General features: G+C 42.3%; 16 protein-coding genes. 1 reads left to right on the top strand and 15 read right to left on the bottom strand.

Annotated features, from left to right (window positions below; genetic code table 11):
- From HY063_08585 to HY063_08605, 5 genes are all read right to left on the bottom strand, one after another.
- On the bottom strand, nt 1-408 hold a 408-nt coding region (locus HY063_08585; GenBank protein ID MBI3501836.1), incomplete at its 3' end, for a hypothetical protein.
- Between the two features lie 33 nt (nt 409-441).
- Nucleotides 442-1,233: a T9SS type A sorting domain-containing protein gene (locus HY063_08590; protein ID MBI3501837.1), complete on the bottom strand. Its 792-nt coding sequence runs from the start codon at nt 1,231-1,233 to the stop codon at nt 442-444.
- Between the two features lie 60 nt (nt 1,234-1,293).
- Nucleotides 1,294-2,313 (bottom strand): T9SS type A sorting domain-containing protein, encoded by a 1,020-nt coding sequence (locus HY063_08595; GenBank protein MBI3501838.1) that lies wholly within the window; start codon nt 2,311-2,313, stop codon nt 1,294-1,296.
- A gap of 105 nt (nt 2,314-2,418) precedes the next feature.
- Nucleotides 2,419-3,597: an AmmeMemoRadiSam system protein B gene (amrB, locus tag HY063_08600; protein MBI3501839.1), complete on the bottom strand. Its 1,179-nt coding sequence runs from the start codon at nt 3,595-3,597 to the stop codon at nt 2,419-2,421.
- 3 nt (nt 3,598-3,600) lie between these two features.
- Complete coding sequence (locus HY063_08605) at nt 3,601-7,167, bottom strand: T9SS type A sorting domain-containing protein (protein ID MBI3501840.1); 3,567 nt, start codon at nt 7,165-7,167, stop codon at nt 3,601-3,603.
- A gap of 127 nt (nt 7,168-7,294) precedes the next feature.
- Here HY063_08605 and HY063_08610 point away from each other — a divergent pair, with 127 nt between their 5' ends.
- A complete protein-coding gene (locus tag HY063_08610) occupies nt 7,295-9,244 on the top strand; it encodes a KUP/HAK/KT family potassium transporter (GenBank protein MBI3501841.1) in 1,950 nt (649 codons plus the stop codon).
- A gap of 123 nt (nt 9,245-9,367) precedes the next feature.
- Here HY063_08610 and HY063_08615 read toward each other — a convergent pair whose 3' ends face one another.
- The 10 genes from HY063_08615 to HY063_08660 all read right to left on the bottom strand — a co-directional run bounded on the left by HY063_08615 (nt 9,368) and on the right by HY063_08660 (nt 18,324).
- Nucleotides 9,368-11,023, bottom strand: a complete 1,656-nt coding sequence (locus HY063_08615) for a tetratricopeptide repeat protein (protein ID MBI3501842.1) — start codon at nt 11,021-11,023, stop codon at nt 9,368-9,370.
- A gap of 52 nt (nt 11,024-11,075) precedes the next feature.
- The gene (locus HY063_08620) at nt 11,076-12,014 is read right to left on the bottom strand and encodes a substrate-binding domain-containing protein (protein MBI3501843.1); all 939 of its coding nucleotides are present in this window, start codon (nt 12,012-12,014) and stop codon (nt 11,076-11,078) included.
- Nucleotides 12,014-12,214, bottom strand: a complete 201-nt coding sequence (locus HY063_08625; protein ID MBI3501844.1) for a hypothetical protein — start codon at nt 12,212-12,214, stop codon at nt 12,014-12,016. Before HY063_08625 ends, HY063_08620 begins: the two co-directional genes overlap by 1 nt.
- A 24-nt stretch (nt 12,215-12,238) precedes the next feature.
- Complete coding sequence (locus tag HY063_08630) at nt 12,239-13,054, bottom strand: energy transducer TonB (protein MBI3501845.1); 816 nt, start codon at nt 13,052-13,054, stop codon at nt 12,239-12,241.
- A 230-nt stretch (nt 13,055-13,284) separates the two neighbouring features.
- Nucleotides 13,285-14,100 (bottom strand): energy transducer TonB, encoded by an 816-nt coding sequence (locus HY063_08635; GenBank protein MBI3501846.1) that lies wholly within the window; start codon nt 14,098-14,100, stop codon nt 13,285-13,287.
- Between the two features lie 3 nt (nt 14,101-14,103).
- Complete coding sequence (locus HY063_08640; GenBank protein ID MBI3501847.1) at nt 14,104-14,730, bottom strand: biopolymer transporter ExbD; 627 nt, start codon at nt 14,728-14,730, stop codon at nt 14,104-14,106.
- A gap of 3 nt (nt 14,731-14,733) precedes the next feature.
- Complete coding sequence (locus HY063_08645; GenBank protein ID MBI3501848.1) at nt 14,734-15,384, bottom strand: biopolymer transporter ExbD; 651 nt, start codon at nt 15,382-15,384, stop codon at nt 14,734-14,736.
- Nucleotides 15,385-15,435: 51 nt separating this feature from the next.
- Nucleotides 15,436-16,221: a MotA/TolQ/ExbB proton channel family protein gene (locus HY063_08650; protein MBI3501849.1), complete on the bottom strand. Its 786-nt coding sequence runs from the start codon at nt 16,219-16,221 to the stop codon at nt 15,436-15,438.
- A 192-nt stretch (nt 16,222-16,413) separates the two neighbouring features.
- Complete coding sequence (locus HY063_08655; protein ID MBI3501850.1) at nt 16,414-17,058, bottom strand: VTT domain-containing protein; 645 nt, start codon at nt 17,056-17,058, stop codon at nt 16,414-16,416.
- Nucleotides 17,059-17,106: 48 nt separating this feature from the next.
- Nucleotides 17,107-18,324 (bottom strand): cation:dicarboxylase symporter family transporter, encoded by a 1,218-nt coding sequence (locus HY063_08660; protein ID MBI3501851.1) that lies wholly within the window; start codon nt 18,322-18,324, stop codon nt 17,107-17,109.
- Between the last annotated feature and the right edge of the window lie 2 nt (nt 18,325-18,326).

Below are 18,326 nucleotides of genomic sequence, written 5' to 3' on the forward strand. Positions count from 1 at the left end.
TCCCGTGTTTGTTTGAAATTGCAATGTGCCGCCCGGCTGTGCAGAGCGCATCATAAAATCAATGCTGCCTGCGGGAGAAAGTATGTCGCCAATTTCTTTCGTAACAGGATTTTTACCTGTTGGTACTGTAAACATTTGCCATAGATTATCTACATTGCTGGGTCCATCGGTGCGGAAAACCTTACCTGCTCCGAAAGTTGTATTTGTTGGCAGTAAATTTGTATTTACATGCAACGCTGCAGAAGGAGAAGTACTGAAATTTCCTATTCCAATTGCTGTTACAGCAGGGTTTGTGCTGCCACAAAGATTACCACTTAAAAATCCTTGAGTAAATTGAGCTTGAGAGAAATTGGTCTGCAAGGCAATTACAATTATTGCAATTAGTCCTTTAGTAAATGTCTTCTTCATTGTAGTTTAGTTTTAAAAGTTAATGTTGATAATCTATTTGAGTTTGATAAATTTCTTTGTTGTATAAAATCCGTTCATAAAATAAATGTTCGCTGCATAAATTCCATTTGACAACCCCGACAAATCAATACGAAAATTATTCTCTGATAATTCAAAGATTGGAACTATGATTTTTTCTCCTATATGATTAAACAAAAAAATTGAAAATATTATTGTGCCTTTTACACTAACAATAATAAAATCATTTGCAGGATTAGGAAAAAGTGTAATATTCGTGTTTATATCAAAATAATTTATTCCTGTACCAGAAATTTTTTGAAGAAATATATTGTCCACATTTGTTCCAGAAGATACAAGTGCAAAACCATTTATTGTTATCTCGGTTGAATTTGCCGATGCCTTAAAAGTTGTATCAAGGTGCTGCCAGTGAGGGGGCATGTTAACATAAGGAGCAATTATGCTATCTCCGCCATTATTAAATATAAATACTACACGATGCGGCTGTGTGTATGTTCCTTTAAAAGTTTGCAAGGAAAGATAAACGCTGAGTTGGTATAGAGAATCTTTTTGAAGCGGAGAAATTAAAGTCGTTTTACCTGATTCGGTATAAGCGAAATCCACATACGCTTTGCCTGATTGTGCCGTATCCTTATCCCAGTTACATGGAATATCACCTTCTATTAACCTGTCGGGAGAAGGTGAAACAACAGTCCAAAAGTCCGGTCCTAAAACTGTACCTACCGCTGTGCAACCAACACTGTCAATCCCATATAACCAAGCACCAGAAGAACTGTCCGGTCCTAATTCAAAATCACCGTTTGGCACAAGGTTTTGCGCGCTTGCAAAAAAAGGAAGGAAGGAAAATATAGGTAGGAGTTTTTTCATTTATTCTTTTATCAGTTTTTTTGTTATTACTCTTTGCCCATCATTAATTAGAAGAAAATAAATTCCGTTCTTTTCTCCTCTTAAATCTAAAAATAAATTATCGCCTATATTTTCCGCTAACGAAAAAATAAGTTTACCTAATTCATTATAAACATTTATAGAATAAACTGAAAAATTATTTAACCTAATATTATACCCGCCATCGGATGGGTTAGGATATATTTTTATTTTTCCCTGCATATCTTGTTCAGCAATACCTCCTGCAATAGAATCCGTAGAAACATAGACATCGTCTATAAAATAGTAAGCAATCCTATCCCAAATAGTATCTTGCATCTGAATTATTGTAGTGTGTGCATTGTCAAAAAAATTACCGATGACAACATACTTATAAGCAGAATCAGCAATAAAAGAACCAGCAATAGTTGTCCAATTCATCGTATCAGTAATCACAGCAGTAGAATAGACATGTGCAAAATTATTTATAGGGACTGGATTCGATTGGCTATAGAATATTGTTGAAAATAACATTCCTATGTTATTTGTTGCCTGATTAAGAATATGATTTGTATCAAGCGCTAAATTCGCTTTAAAGGAAAAAAAATATTTAGTGCCAATTACAAGTGGAGAAAGTAATTGCGCTCCAATACATTCTCTAATATTTATATCAGCAGGGGGCTGTGGCGTTTCATAAGTATAAATACCAGCATAAGCATTACCACTTGCCGCTTGCTGGTATCCAGTCCAGTTATGTGGGACAGATACTAAATAATTATTTGCAGTTGAGCACATATTATAATAATCAGGAGAGTATTGATTAAAATTTTTCCACCCAATAGCATGAATTATTTGACCCTGTGCATTTGGACAAGTATCAAAAATTTCAAAAGAGGGATTAGGCACAAGATTTTGCGCAATCATCGAAAAGCGAAATAGTACGAAAAATACGAAAAGGGAAAACTGCAAAACAGTGTTAGAAAAAAGAGAGCGAGTCCCGCTCATAGCGGGATGCAGAGCCATATTTTTGAGAGTAAAGTTATTCATTCATACAAGAGCGGTTATGCGAATGAGAGTACAAAGAAGCAAAAAAGTTATGAGAAAAGCAAGATAAAAAGGGAAATAATCTTACTTAAACCCCCCGCTGAAGTATCCCACCCAATGCCTGATTTTTGCCGGGGCGGTGGTTCCCATTTTCAAGTCCTCAACAGGAATGGGAGGGTGCGATAAACTGGTGGCATAGCCGATCGGTGTGCCGGTGAGTTTTGTTTTGCCTGCTTCTGCCATATAAAAAGCAGTGAGCAATCCCATAGGCACGGAATACCTGCCGCACCAGGTCCATAAATAATCTTTATAGTCGTCTTTCTTCACCGTGTATTCAGTGAACTTTTTTATTTTTTCTGTGGTGAGTTCTCCTGCAAAGCAGTTGCCGATGATTTCATGTTCGTGCGCCACTGCTTTTTCGTAGCCCGCGCTGTCGGCTCCATACGTGGCAAAGTTTTTTCCTCCCCAGTCCTCATCGCCATAATGCACCGCATCGGTGGAAAGGACAAGGGCAATATCTTTTCCCCATTCGAGTTTGTTTTCTTTCATAACGGAAGCAATGGCAGCGGCAAGCGGCTTCGCCATCTTGTTCATGTTGTCGAATGAATTATAGGGAACCAGAATGGAAACAATTTCAACGGAGCGGTTGAAATACTGAACGAACGGGAGAATTCCCTCCACCGAATGTTCAATAGTTTGCATGGAATCATTCACTTCATAGATTTCCTTTGGAAGTTGTGCAATTATTTTTTCGCGCAGCGGAGAAACTTTTATATTGCCGTAGCATCCGCGCCAGTGCGTGAACGAATCGAAAATAATTTTATCCTGCAGGTTGAGTTGCTTCGCCTTGTGTGCCACCCCGAAGAAAATCACTGTCTTCGCTTTCACGTTCCGCAGCACAAGTGGGTACAGGTAACTTGCATAGGTATGGTCATCGTGCGGAGAAATGGCAACCTTCCATGCATCGCCCGCAGAAATGTTTTTCTCTTTCCATACATCCGCCATTTTTTTTCCGAACTCTTTTTCAATCCGCTTCATCACGCTGTCCATCTGCCATTGCTGATGCGCGAAGCCCACCGTGTCGGCAAGCTGCGAGCGGAGTTTTATGGGTTGTGAGGTTGCAAGCATGGGAAGTAAAAATATAAAGAGAGAAAAAAGTTTCATTTGAAAAGACCTCACCCTGTCTTTTCCCGAAGGGACTCCTCTGAGCAGACGCCCCTCTCCTTGCACAAGGAGAGGGTAGGGGGGTGAAGTCACTGACATAATTTACTCAACTATAATTTTCCGAATCGCAATGCCCGAAGAATTCTTCACACTGAGAAAGTAAATTCCTTTTCCGAAACTATGCGCGTCAATCCGTTCAGAATAATTTCCGGAGAAACTCTTTATTTCCTTGCTGTAAATTTTTTCTCCAAGCAGGTTTCTTATTTCAATTGCATAATCATCTGCCGTTGCTGAAACAAACTCCAGCGTAAAGGCATCGCTTGTCGGGTTCGGAAATATATTCATGTTGAAATCACCCGGTGAAAGATTGGAAACAGAAACCGGAATGCAGGTAACCGTAACTGTTCCCGTAGCGGTGCATCCGCTTGCATCGGTAACTACGAGCGAATAATTTCCGGCAGAAAGCCCGGTTGCATTCTGATTGGTTTGCCCGTTGCTCCACATATAAGTGTAAGGCGTGCTTCCGCCAATTACAAACGGAACTGCCTGCCCGTTTTGCGCACCGCAGGGATTTTCGGGGAAAGCGGCAATGGTGCTAAGTTGAAGCGGAATAATTGGAGCAGCAAGTGTAACGGTGAGCGTAAGAGTTTTCGGGCAAAGAATATCCGTTACAGTAACCGTATAAGTTCCTGTGCCAAGACCGGTGGCAGTGGAAGTGGTTTGCCCCGATGGATTCCACAGGTAACTATAACTTCCGCTTCCGCCCGAAACAATCACCGTTGCCGTTCCGTTGTTGCTCGTAGATGAGCAGGGATTTGTATGCGTAACTGTTGCCGTCATTGCCGATGGTTGAGTAATGGTTACTGTTCCTGTGACTGTAACCGAACAGGTAATGTCCATAACGCTCACCGAATAATTTCCCGCGCTCAATCCGGTGGCAGCAGCAGTTGTCTGCGAAGAAGGATTCCAGAGATAAGAAAAATTTCCGCTTCCGCCCGAAGTGGAAACGGTGGCGGTTCCGTCATTTCCCCCGTTGCACGAAGCAGGAGTGGAAGTGAGCGAAATAGTTAATGCGGCCGGCTGCGTAATGCAGTTGGTGTACATAGCAGAACATCCGTTCGCATCGGTAACAGTAACCGAATAACATCCGGCAGAAGCATTGGAAAGATTTTGCGAAGTTGAACCATTCGACCACGCATAGGTAAACGCGGGAGTTCCTCCGGTAACAGAAATCATAATGGCTCCGTCAGTGCCTCCGTTGCAGGTTACGTTTGTTACCGAGCCGGTAATGGTCATGGCGGATGAATTGGTAACCGTTGCCGTTGCGGTTGCCTGGCATCCGTTTGCATCGGTAACCGCGAGCGTATAAGTTCCGGGATTCAATCCGGTGGCATCATCGCTGTTTCCTCCCGCAGGCGACCATGCATACGTATAAGGAGTAACGCCTCCTGAAACGGTGGTGTAAATTTCTCCGTTGCCCGAATTGCACGAAGTGGAATTATGAATGCTGTCAACCGAAATCATTATTGCAGGCGGAGCGGTGATGGTAAATGTTACAGTGAGCATGCATCCGTTGGCATCGCTTACGGTGGCATTGCAGTTGCCGGCACATAATCCGGTAATGACAGATGTGGTTGCTCCGTTGCACCAGGAATAGGTATAAGGCGGAGTGCCTCCGCTCACCGCTGCAGTTGCATCGCCATTGCAACTGTTGCCGCAGGTGGCGTTGTTCGAAGTAACAGTAATAGTAAGCGCGGATGGTTCAGAAATAGTTGCGGTTGCGGTGGCGGTGCAGCCGTTCATGTCGGTTACAAGAAGGGAATAGGTAGTTGCAGAAAGATTGGAAATATTCTGAGTGCTTGCGCTGTTGCTCCACAAATACGTATAAGGCGAAGTTCCTCCGGTAACTGATGAAGAAATGGAACCATCGTTCGCTCCGTTGCAGGAAATATCTTTGGGAGTAAGCATTACTGCGAGCGCTGCCGGTTCTGTAACAGCAACCGTTGCAGTGGCAGAACAATTATTTCCATCGGTAACTGTTACGGAATAATTTCCCGGGGAAAGATTGGAAATGTTCTGAGTGGTTTCCATGCCGGGCATCCACAGGTAAGTGTACATGCCTGTTCCTCCGCTCACCGATAAATTTATTGCTCCGTCATTATTTCCGTTGCACGAAACATTGGTTGCGGTAAGAGTGGTTGTAATGGCAGGAGGAGAAGAAATAGTTACAGGCGTGCAGACCAGACAATGATTTGCATCTTCCACGCAAACCGTATAAGTTCCTGCGCAGAGATTTGTTACAGAAGAAGTGGTTGCGCCCGAAGGATTCCAACTATAGGTATAAGGCGGAGTTCCGCCCGATGCAGTTACCATAGCCGTTCCATCGCAGGTTGAACTGCAGGTTGCGTTGGTGGAAGAAACCGTTGTGGTGAGCGCGGTAGGTTCAGTAATTCCTGCTATAGCGGCAGCAGTGCATCCGTTGGCATCGGCAACAACAACGGAATAAGTAGCCGGAGAAAGATTTGAAATAGCAGAAGTGGTTGCGCTGTTGCTCCATGAATACGTATAAGGTGAAGTTCCTCCGGTAACTGATGAAGAAATGGAGCCATCGTTCGCTCCGTTGCACGAAACATCTGTCGGAGAAAGAGTAACCGTAAGAACGGATGGTTGATTCACGGTGGCAACATCCGTGTGTGTGCAGAAGTTTGCATCGGTGATATTTACTGTATAAGTTCCCGGGGAAAGATTGGAAATGTTTTGAGTAGTTTCCCCGTTTGGCTGCCACGAATAAGTGTACATGCCGGTTCCACCGCTCACCGATAAATTAATGGCTCCGTCATTATTTCCGTTGCACGAAATAGTTGTAACAACAAGCGTGGTGGTGATGGCAGCCGGCTCGGTAATCACAGCAGTCAGTGTTGCCGTGCAGCCATTCGCATCGGTAACAAGAACCGAATACGTTCCCGCTGGTTTTGTATTAATGGTGGGAACTGTTTCTCCGCTCGACCATAAATAAGTATACATGGGAGTTCCGCCCGAAGTGTTCAGCATCACGTGCCCGTCATTTCCTCCGTTGCATTTCACATTATCCTGTACCGCAATGGAAACATTGAGCGCAGAGGCGGGTTCGTTCACCACAATTCCCGTAAGCGAAGTGGAGCCGCAGTTGTTCGAAACCGTTACGCTGTATGTTCCTGCGGCAAGCCCGGAAATATTCTGTGTGGTGGCTCCGTTGCTCCATGCATAACTTAAACTTCCACCGGAAGAATTTATGGTGATGGCTCCTGTGCTGTTTCCTTTGCAGGCGACATCGGTAACAGAATTTACGGATGCTGTTGGAATCGTGTTCACGGTAAAAGTTCCCTGCATCATGCTTGCGTGGTAATCGCATTGGTAACTATAAGTGGCGGCAATGGTGGGAACAATTCCCCAGTACTGCCCGAAGCCGGTGAGGTCGGGCGAAGTGGTGTCAATGGGATTATATATATGTACGTTGTGAAACCCGCTCGACCATACGAACACAATCGTATCGCCCAGGCACATGTTCACCTTGTTGGGCGAAAATTGAAAATTCATCACCTGCACCACATAAGCGGCTGCGTTTGATTTAATGGAAGTGGTAAAAAGAAAAGAAAGGGCGATGAGAAGAGAAGTAAAAAGTTTTTTCATGATAAAGTTTGATTAGAAGTATCTTCTGATTTGAGGACTCACAAATTTAATATTTTATGATAAATGGAAGTAGTAATATTACACGCCTTTTAATTTTGTACATTCACGCGGCTTTTAGAAATTTTTTGTGTTCAACAATTCTTCCAAAGCATACAGTCATATCCCCGCAGTTTCGGGTGCAGGGCTTTTAGTAACGCTCGGAATTATTTTTGGCGACATCGGCACTTCTCCTCTCTATGTGCTGAAAGCAGTCGTAGGAACAAAAACAATTGACTCCACTTTAATTATTGGCGGCATCTCCTGCATTTTCTGGACGCTGATTATTCTCACCACAGTTAAATATGTAATCCTCACTCTCCGCGCGGACAACCGCGGTGAAGGAGGAATTTTTTCTCTCTACGCGCTGGTGAAGAAGACAAAAATTTACTGGCTCATTATTCCTGCCATGATTGGCGGCAGCGCGCTCATTGCCGATGGAATTCTCACTCCTGCCATTTCGGTTTCCTCCGCGGTGGAAGGATTAAAATCGGTGAATGAAAATATAAATCCGCTTCCCATTGTCATCACTATTCTCACTGCGCTGTTTGTCATTCAGCAGTTCGGAACAAGTTTTGTTGGGAAATTTTTTGGACCCGTCATGCTCATCTGGTTTGCCATGCTCGGTTATCTCGGATTTGTTGCTATCGCAGGCACTCCTGAAATTCTCAAAGCGCTGAATCCTGTTTACGCCTATCGTCTTCTTGCCGAACATCCGGGAGGATTCTGGGTGCTGGGCGCAGTGTTTCTTGCCACTACAGGCGCGGAAGGAATTTATTCCGACATGGGTCACTGCGGAAAAGGAAACATCCGCATTTCATGGTCAATGGTTTTAACAATGCTTCTGCTGAATTATTTCGGGCAGGGTGCATGGCTGCTGAATCACCAGGGAGAATTGCTCGGTGAAAGAAATCCGTTTTACATGATTATGCCCGTGTGGTTTATCCTTCCTGGAATTTTAATTTCCACTTCGGCAACTATTGTTGCAAGCCAGGCATTAATCACCGGTTCTTTCACTATTATCAACGAAGCCATCCGCCTCAACTTCTGGCCGAAAGTGAGAATTGTTCATCCATCCGATTTCAAAGGGCAGATGTATATTCCTTCCGTGAACTGGATGCTGTTTGCGGGATGTATCGGTGTAGTACTTTATTTCCGCGAATCATCCAACATGGAGGCGGCATACGGGCTTACCATCAATTTTGATATGCTGATGACAACAATACTTCTTTCGTTTTACATGATGCTGAAAAGATATAACCCGGTTTTCATTTTTTCTTTTTTCGCGATTTATTTTTTCATTGAAAATTCTTTCCTGGTTGCCAACCTCAGCAAATTTGTGCATGGCGGATGGGTGAGTTTTATGATTGCCGGAATTCTTGTTACAGTGATGTGGATTTGGTTCCAGGCGAGAAAAATCCGGAACCGCTATCTGGAATTTGTGAAACTGGATGATTATGTTCCTGCCATGATTGATTTGAGCCGCGATACCAGCGTTCCGAAATATGCAACGCATTTGGTTTATCTCACGAGCGCGGATGACCCGCGCGATATTGAAGCGGCAGTAATGAATTCCATTCTGAACAATCACCCGAAGCGCGCGGATATTTACTGGCTGGTGCACGTGGATGTGGTGAACGAACCTTACCGCATGGAATATAAAGTGAACATTCTCGCGCCCGAAGATTTAATCCGCATTGATTTCCGTTTGGGCTTCCGCATTCCACCGCGAATCGGTTTGATGTTCCAGCGGATTGTTCATGATTTGCTGGAGTCGAAAGAAGTGGACGTAACGAGCCGCTACGATTCGAAAGGCGATGAGATTGGAGATTTCCGTTTCGTGGTGCTGGAAAAATTTCTCTCCTATGAAAACGAACTTCCCTTCTACGAAAAAATTATCATGGATGGATATTTTCTTCTGAAGCACATGAGTTTGTCAGATGAAAAATCTTTCGGGCTCGATATGGATGATGTAACGCTCGAAAAAGTTCCGCTGATAATTACTCCGGTGAAGGAAGTTAAACTCAAGCGCATCAACTGAGTTTTTAAATTCCTGGTAACGAAGTAACGAATTTGGTTACAAATATTACGAATCATACAAACGTACTATTCGTAAAATTCGTTATTGAGATTCGTTACTTCGTTACCAGAATATTTCGAATTTTTATTGTGAGCAGGTTGCCTTCGCCACGTTCGGTTCTTTCAATGCTTCTTTTGCTTTCTTGCTGTTCGGGTCAACGCCAATAAGTTTCTGGTAAATACATTTTGCGTTTGCGTAATCTTTCATAACCATATCCGCATAACCAATGGCTTCGTACGCTTCAATCACGCTTGATTTATTTTTATCCATCTCTTCCGGTTTCAATTTGGAAAGATACTGCTCGTAAAAAGGTTTTGCCATTCCTTTTTTACTGTCGGGATCGAGGCAGGCATTTGCTTTTGCTCTATATAAATATCCCATCGGAATATCCGGGCGAAGAATTGTAATTTGTTTGAACGAAGAATCCGCCAGCGCGCATTGTTTGCTTTTATAATAGGCGAGACCGAGCACATAATAATCATTTGCGTCAACTCCCTTTCCGGCTTTTATTTTTTTGTTGAAGGCGTCAATGGCTTCGGGATATTTTTTCATCTGCATATAACTTTTTCCCAACTCTCCGTTGAGTTCCGGTTTTGTTGTGTCCTGCTCGATTGCTTTTTTCAATTTTTCAATCGCCAGGGAATCTTTTCCGCACTTCGACAAAAGTTTTCCATTGTACTCATAATCCGAAGCGAGAATTTTTTTCGCAGGAGCCATCGAGAAAAATTTATCAATCGCTGTCAAGCCGTTTGTGCAATCTCCCGTTTCAAAATAAGAGTAGGCGAGAAGGCGATAGAGAAAAATAATTTGCGCATTTGTTTTTTGAATTTCCTGTATGGAAGCAATCGCATCCGAATATTTTTTGCTCAGGAAAAGAAACGAAGCGTAACGCACCTGCGCGCTCAAACTTCCGCTGTTGAGTTCTAAATATTTTTTGTAGTTCTGAATGGCGGTTTCGTATTGTTTTCCCCTGTAGAATGCTTCCGCCTTTTCGCGGTAAGCGGGAGCGAAGTTCGGATCAACCTTGGTTGCTTCGTCATAATTTTTTACCGCTTCCGGCAAATTTCTCGCTCGTGAATACAACTGCCCAATTCGCAAAAGCGCTTTGGAAGATTTTTTATCCATGTCGTATGCCTTCTTGTAATAAGTAATCGCCTGCGATGCGTCACCGGGATTTTGCTCGAGCGTTGCATCGCCAATCAGAATATAAATTTCAGGATTGTCTTTGTCTTCCTTCAGCGCCTTGTTGAGAAGATTGATTGCTTCAGCCAAATCTTTGTTCTTCGCGCGCGTGTAAGTTTCTGCAATTTTCATGTACACCATTGCTTTTTGTTTGCCGGTGGTTTTATCCGTTTTGTTAATAGGAGAAATAATTTGCACCGCATCGTAAAATTGTTTTTTCGCATCGGCAGTTTTTCCTTCATACCACAAAACTTTTCCAAGCCCCACGTAATTTATTGGATTGTTCGGATTTTTTTTCATTCCCATTTCATACATCATCCGCGCAGTATCCAAATCAATTTTCTTGAAAGATGAATCGAGAATTTCCTGCTTGAAAAAATTTTCTCCGTAGAAGAAAAAATTATCTCCGTTAGTGGGCTCGCGCTGAATCAACGAACGAAATGCTGCATCGGCTTTTTCAAATTGTTCGCTCTCGGTTAATTTGATTGCGTCAGAAAGTGATTGTGAAACTGCCAACTGCCAACTGCCAACTGCTGCTAAAAAAAATAACTTTTTCATATTTTTAATTTTTAATCCTTCGACTACGCTCAGGACATGTTTTTCTTTTTAATTACTTATTGGTGATTGTAACCATTCTTACCGGCTGTGTTGCAGGAACCATGCCGGACTTCAAAATTATTAATTGTCCCTTTTCTCCCGCCACAAAAGCAGCAAACCCCGTGCCGAGCCCGGTTCTGCCTTCGCGGTTGATGATGTAAACATTTCGTGTGAACGGATATTCTCCTGAGTAAATTGTTGCCTGATAGGGTTGAAAAAAATCTCCGGGGTTTTCTTCGGAAGCAACTCCGAGCACATTCACTTTGCTGAGAAAACTTCGCGTGAGCGTATCGTCCGCATCGCTTATCCAGTTCACGCCAATGATTCCGAGCGCGCTTTTATTTTTGCTCACATACTCCACCACTTCGGGATTTGATTTGAGAGCGAAAATATTTTTCGGAAAATTATTTTCACCAAGAATTTTTTCTTTCACCATTCTTACGTTGCATGATTTTTCGTTGTCGAAAACAATTGTTATGCTTGTGTCCTGCGCGGATTTTTCTTTTATGGCAGGGCTGAATTCTTTCCATTGATTTTTTTTTCCTGTGAAAATATCTTTGAGTTCGGAATAAGTAAGTTCTTTCACAGGATTATCCTTGTGTGTGATGAACGCAAGCGCATCTACCGCAATTTTTGTGGAAGTGGGAAAAGATTTTTTCGCAGCGAAATAATCTTTTTCTTTCCGACTTAAATCACGGCTGAGAATTGCAACACGGCAGGAATCCGCGAGCAAGTCATTCACGATTTCGCCTTCATGTTTATAAATCACTTCAATGTTTGATTCTTTGTATAATCCTTCGAATGCTTCAATCTCTGCTGTGAAAAGCTGCGAATACGATTCATCAATTTCAATTTTGAGTTTGCCTTGAGTGGGAGTGCTTTGCGGAGAACCACAAGACGCAAGTCCCAAGCACCAAATCCCAAGTCCCAAGTATTCAAAAAGAGTTTTCATTAATTTTTTTTTCTTAATTGCCGTAAGAAATATGCCATTCTAAAAAGCCCGTATGCGGTTAACACGCCTCCCAAAATTTTTCTGTACTGCGGATTTTCAATCAGCCCTTCGAAAACAGGCGTCATCAGGAAAAGCAATCCGAAAAATATGTAAGCAAAACTCATGATGAAGCCGAAAATTTTCAGAGGAGTGAGTGACATAAAAAAAATTTAATGGCAAAAGTATTACTTTACTTCAAACCGGATGGGAAGTACTAACCGTTCTTTTACGGGTTCTCCGTTTTGCCGCGCAGGTTCCCATGCTGGCATTTTTTTCACAACGCGCAACGCTTCTTCGTTCAGTTCATTATAGCGGCTTTTATTCTGAAGAGATATGTTGATGATGCCTCCATCTTTATCTACTGTAAATGCAACTCCTATTTTTTCTTTTATGTTTCCTGTTTCAATCAATACCTGAGGTGTGTGCGCATTATTTTTCAGAAAGCGGAAAAGTTCTTCCTCTCCTCCTGGGAATCTTGCTTGCTCCTGCACTGCGGTGCTCCAGTAAGTTGCAGTATCATCAATAATTTTTTTTGCTTCTCCACCGGGAAATAAATTTAATGGTTCACCTTTTCCCGTATCAAGAGGATTTCCGGAGCCCGTAAAATTGTTGATTGGATTTTTGGGAAGGGGAGTATTGTCTATGTGACTGTCGTCCACTACCGGTTTAAATCTATCAGTAGAAGGAGTTGAGCGCTGCAGCGGTTGCTCAATTTGTTTTGGCACAATGGAATTGTCTTTTAGCGGAGGAAACAAAATTACTTTTCCGCTATCCGGAATTTTTATTTCCGTCTTTGGAATTTCCCTCGCAATAAAAAATACTACTGTAAGCAAACCAATCAGAAGTATTGTTGCCGAAAATGCTTTCGCAAGCGTGTTGTCGTAATGTGTTCTGATTTCGTAGGCGCCATAGGTTTTGTTCAGGCGCTCAAATACGATTTCGTTTCGTTCCCCGCTGGTAACTTCCGACCAATCGGAAAACATTTTTGATGTTGTGTTCATGTGAAGAGAGTTTAATTGTTAGTGTTGCGTAGTTTCTCTTCATGAGGAATTTGCTTGAATGAATCAATATCAATTATGATTCCACAACAATAGTTTTTCCACAACAAATTAGTAACTGGTCGTTTTATTGAGTAACTGGTAGGAAAAAAAGATTACATCGATAAAAAAACAAGATTATACAGATTTCATCGGTGAGTCACAAATTAAAAAATCGTTGTAATCGGTGAAGTTTACTGCAACTTAAACGCAATCGGAAGAATGTAACGCACTTTAACGGCTTTCCCGTTTTGTTTTCCCGCGCTCCACTTGGGCATCATTTTCACAACACGCATTGCTTCTTTATCGCAGCCGGGTCCGCCTTTGAGTCCTTTATAAAGTTCAACACCCGTAACGCTGCCATCTTTGTCAACCACAAATGTGATGAAAACCTTTCCCTGTATTCCATTTTCTTTTTCTACTTGCGGGTACTGGATATTTTTTCTGAGGAAGCCAAAAAGCTCCGCATCGCCACCGGGGAATTGTGGCTGCTCCTGAATGGCAACCAAATCATACACGGTGTTATCATCTATTACATTATTCTTCGGTTCATCGGCAATCACCAGCGCGTTTGGATCTCCTTCGTGCGTTTCTTCGGCAACGTGCGTCTCCGTAAGTTTTTCCTGCGGAGGAGGAATCTCTTCTATTTTTTCTTCCACCACTACAGGAACAGTGAACTTAATTGTTTCCATCACCGGAGGAGGCGGAGGAGGTGGCGGTGGCGGAGGAGGTTCCGCTTTGTCAAGCGGAGGCGGAGCCATGTCTACAATTACATCCACGGGTTTATTCAGGTTTTCAACGCCAGCGCTGATAAGAGAAATAATAAACGGAATGGAAGCGGCAAGAATAATTGCAGAAGCGGCAATGATTAATGCTTTGGTTAAAAATTTTCCGTAGTTCCTGCGGATTTCGTACGCGCCATATTCTTTGTTGCGGTTTTGAAAAACCAGTTCATTGCGTCCTTCGAACACTACATTCTGCCAATCTTGTGAAAAAAATCCTTTAGTCATAATTTATTTTATTGTTCCCATTTGTTTCAGCAGCATAATTTCAGGAGGAGAAATATCTACGAGCGCATATTTTCCTACATCTGCCACATTCAATTCATCAATAATATCTATAATGCTTTTGTATTTTGCTTTTTCATCTGCTTTCACAATTACAAACCGCGCTTCTTTCGCGCTCTTCGTTTCAATTGCCAGCCGCTTGTAAGTGGTGTCTGCCATTTCGTGATGCATGAATTTTTCTTTCAGCGTTTTTATTTTTTCTCTTACACTTTTATTCATATCTCTGAAAACTTTTCGAATTCCTTCCCGTGAATAATCGGTTGTCTTAACTATAGATGGGTCCATCTTGAATTTTCCATAATAATAAAAAACTTTTTCCTGCTTGTCGGTGAGCAGAAGCGTTAACGTGGTAGTATCTACCTTCATGCTGTTCGAAGTGTCTTTCGGTTTCACAGGCATATTAATTTCCATCGTCTTCGGCTTGCTGAATTGTGTGGTAAGAACGAAAAAAGTAAGCAGAAGAAAACCTAAATCCACCATGGGCGTCATGTCCACGCGCGCTGCGTGTTTCTTCGCTCTTTTCTTCTGGTGTTTGCCGTGGCCTCCGCCACCGCCATCTATTATCTCTGCCATAATTTATTCCGGTGCTTCCGTTTTCATGTTTGTAATCAAATTGAAACTGTTCAAATCCTGGTCTTGAAAAGTTTTTATCACATTCTTGATTACTTTATAATTTGTTTGCCCGTCCGCCTTAATTGAAATGCGGCACCAATTCTCTTTCGACATGTGATTTGTCTGCTGAAAAATTTGTTTCTCCCTCCATCCGAAAAAAATCCAATCTCTTAATTGATTGTTTAATGAATCAAGCGGAATGCCGGGTGTTGTTTTATCTATCTGCAATCTTTCTTTTTCACCGCCTCTTATATAAGGAAGAAGTTGTGCGAGCGGAACTCCGAACTCGCTCATCACCGTAAAACGTTTCACATCTGATTCGGTTAATCCATCCAAAGCAGGTTTGTACTTCTCTTTCATTTTCATCAAAAGATTTCTGCGCACATCTTGTCCGTCCAGATTGTAAAAAACTCTTCCGGCAGTATCAACCGTCACCTGCAAAGTATTTTCGGGAAGAATTTTTTCTGAATGAGAAGCAGGGGGATTAATGGGCACTGCTTCGTTTACGCGGAATTTTGCCGTGAGCATGAAAAAGGTTACCAGCAAAAACGCCAGGTCAACCATCGGTGTCATGTCGAGCGATGGAGCGCTTTTCGGTATTTTTATTTTGCCCATAGTCAGAATTTCGGATTTCGGATTTTTAATCCGCAATTCGCAATCACTTTTCTATTTGTTTTTAGTTGCGAAAGTTTGAACGATAGAATATCCGGCTTCGTCAATTGCGTATGTGAGCGCGTCAACTTTTGAACTGAAATAGTTGTAAAGAATAATTGCGAGTGTTGAACCAAGAATTCCGAAGAATGTATTTACAAGCGCTTCGGAAATTCCGGTTGCAAGCGCAACAGTATCGGGCGCGCCTGCCTGCGCCATTGCGCTGAACGCACGAATCATTCCCACCACTGTTCCAATCAAACCAATCAATACAGCAATGGAAGCGCAAGTGGAAAGGATGACAAGATTTTTTGACATCATAGGAAGTTCAAGTGCGGTTGCTTCTTCCAAACCTTTCTGAATAGCAGCAATTTTTCTTTCCTTGTCCATTGAACCGTCATTTTGTACGCGTTCGTATTCACCCAAACCGGAACGAACCACATTCGCGATGGAACCTTTTTGCTTGTCGCATTCTGCAATGGCTTCGTTCACTTGATTGTTGGAAATTAAATCGCGGATGTTCCGGATGAAACTTTCAACGCTTCCTGTTCCTTTCACTTTGCCGAGCGTGATGAAGCGCTCGATGGTGAAAGAAATTACAATGAGGTTCACGGCAATCAGGAACGGAACAATAATTCCTCCTTTATACATAATGCCCATGATGTTGAGCGGGTGCTTGGTGTTGTCGCCTTCTTCAAAGTTGGAGCCGTTACCAAGAACTAAAAGATAAACTGCCCAGCCGATTATGATTGCCGCAACAATGATGATTGCATTGTTCATCGGATTTGATTTCTTTCCCATAATATTTAAGTTTAAAGTTTAAGGTTCAAAGTTTAAAGTTGAATTTATATCTATCAAAAACCGTGTCAAACTTATAAAAAATTCTTTCATGCGAAGAGATTTTTAGCAAGTGGTCTTTTATATGAGTAACTGGCATACTTTGATAAAATAATGCGAATGATGCGAATGTTTTTTTTATTCGTGTCATTCGTATCAATTCGCATTTTTAGCATTATGATTCTTTTCCTTATTATATGTTCGGATGATTGGAATGGTTGTAACGATGATTAACCCAATAACAATCCACTCCAGATTTTCTTTCACCCATTTTATTTCCCCCAAATAATATCCGAGAATTGAAAGCGAACCAATCCAGAGAATGGCGCCAACGATTGTATAAATAAAAAATATTCTGAACTCCATTTTAATTACGCCAGCCAGGATAGGAGCGAAGGTGCGGATGATGGGAAGAAATCTTCCGAGCACCAATGATTTTCCTCCGTGCCTCTCGTAGAATGAGCGCGTAATTTCTACATAGCGTTTTTTGAAAATGAGATTATCATCCTTATTAAATAAAGCGGAGCCAACTTTTTTTCCGAAATAAAATCCTGTAATGTTTCCTGCGATTGCCGCCAGCATAAGAAATCCGGCAAGAGAAAAAATATTTGTATTCATCAGTTGCGGCTCGGATGCGCAAATTAATCCGGCAACAAACACCAATGAATCTCCGGGAAGAAAAAAACCAACCATCAAACCTGTTTCTGCAAAGATGACAAAGACAAGCAGTGCAATTCCTCCATAGCGAATTATGGATTCAGGATTGGTAAGCTCTTTAATAAATTCCCAAGTGTCATGCATAAAATAGTTTGCCCCCCGCCCTAAAGGGAGCTAATGTTATTTCACCCTTTAGGGTTGGGGCAACTCATTCTCCCATTTCGCAACCACAACAGTTGCCAGACAATTTCCTGTTACGTTAATTGCAGTGCGCGCCATGTCCATTAAAACATCCACTCCAAGAATCGCAAATGCTTTTTCCGCAGGAAGTCCAAGTGATGAGACAGTACTCACTAATATAAGGAAAGAAGCGCCTCGAACTCCTGCCACTCCTTTGCTCGTGAGCATCAGCACGAGGCACATATAAATTTGCTGTCCGATGGTGAGTTCTATTCCGCACGCCTGCGCTATGAAAACGGAAGCGAGGGAAAGATAAAGTGTGCTCCCATCTAAATTGAAACTATATCCTGTAGGAAGAACGAACGCAACAATCTTGTTCGGAATTTTCATCACGTCTTCCATATTCTCAAATGCTTTAGGCAGCGCGGCTTCAGAACTTGCAGTGGCGAATGCAATCGTTACAGGTTCAGTAACTGCTTTGATAAAAAGTTTGAACGGAAGTTTTATCATGAATCCTATCGGAACAAAAACCAAAAGAACAAAGGCAATGTGCGCTCCATACAGCGTAATCACCAGCATAAATAAATCTTTCAGCACGCCAAGTCCCAATGTAGAAACCGTGTATGCCATCGCTCCGCCTACTGCAAATGGTGCAAAGCGCATCACCACATCCGTGAACTTGAACATGACTTCACTCAGCGATTCACAGAACGAGAGCATTGTTTTACGCTGTTCAGGTTTTGTAACGAGCGAAAGCCCGATGGCAAACAGCACGCTGAAGATCACCACCTGCAAAACATTTCCTTCCACCACCGCTTTGGCAATGTTCTCCGGAAAAATTTCGAGAATGACATTGTGCTCTTTCTTTTGCTCTATGAGTTTTTCCGCTTTCTGAATTTGCGCTTCGTTCGCAGAGAGCGATGCGCCTGTGCCGATGTGCGTGAGGTTGATAGTAATTAATCCAACAGCCAGCGCCAGCGTAGTAACAATCTCAAAATAGAGAATTGCTTTCAATCCCATTCTTCCAACCTGTTTTAAGTTGGAATGCCCTGCGATTCCCACAACCAGTGTTCCGAAAATCAGCGGAGCAATAATGGTTTTAATCAGGCGGAGAAAAATATCGCTGAGGATTTTCAAATTATTTCCTGCGTCTTTCCAGAAATAACCGATGGCAACGCCAATCAGCATTCCAAGAAAAATCTGCGCGACTAAATTGAATTTGAATTTCATCA

Source organism: Bacteroidota bacterium, from assembly GCA_016195025.1.
In the GTDB taxonomy this organism is placed as follows: domain Bacteria; phylum Bacteroidota; class Bacteroidia; order Palsa-948; family Palsa-948; genus Palsa-948.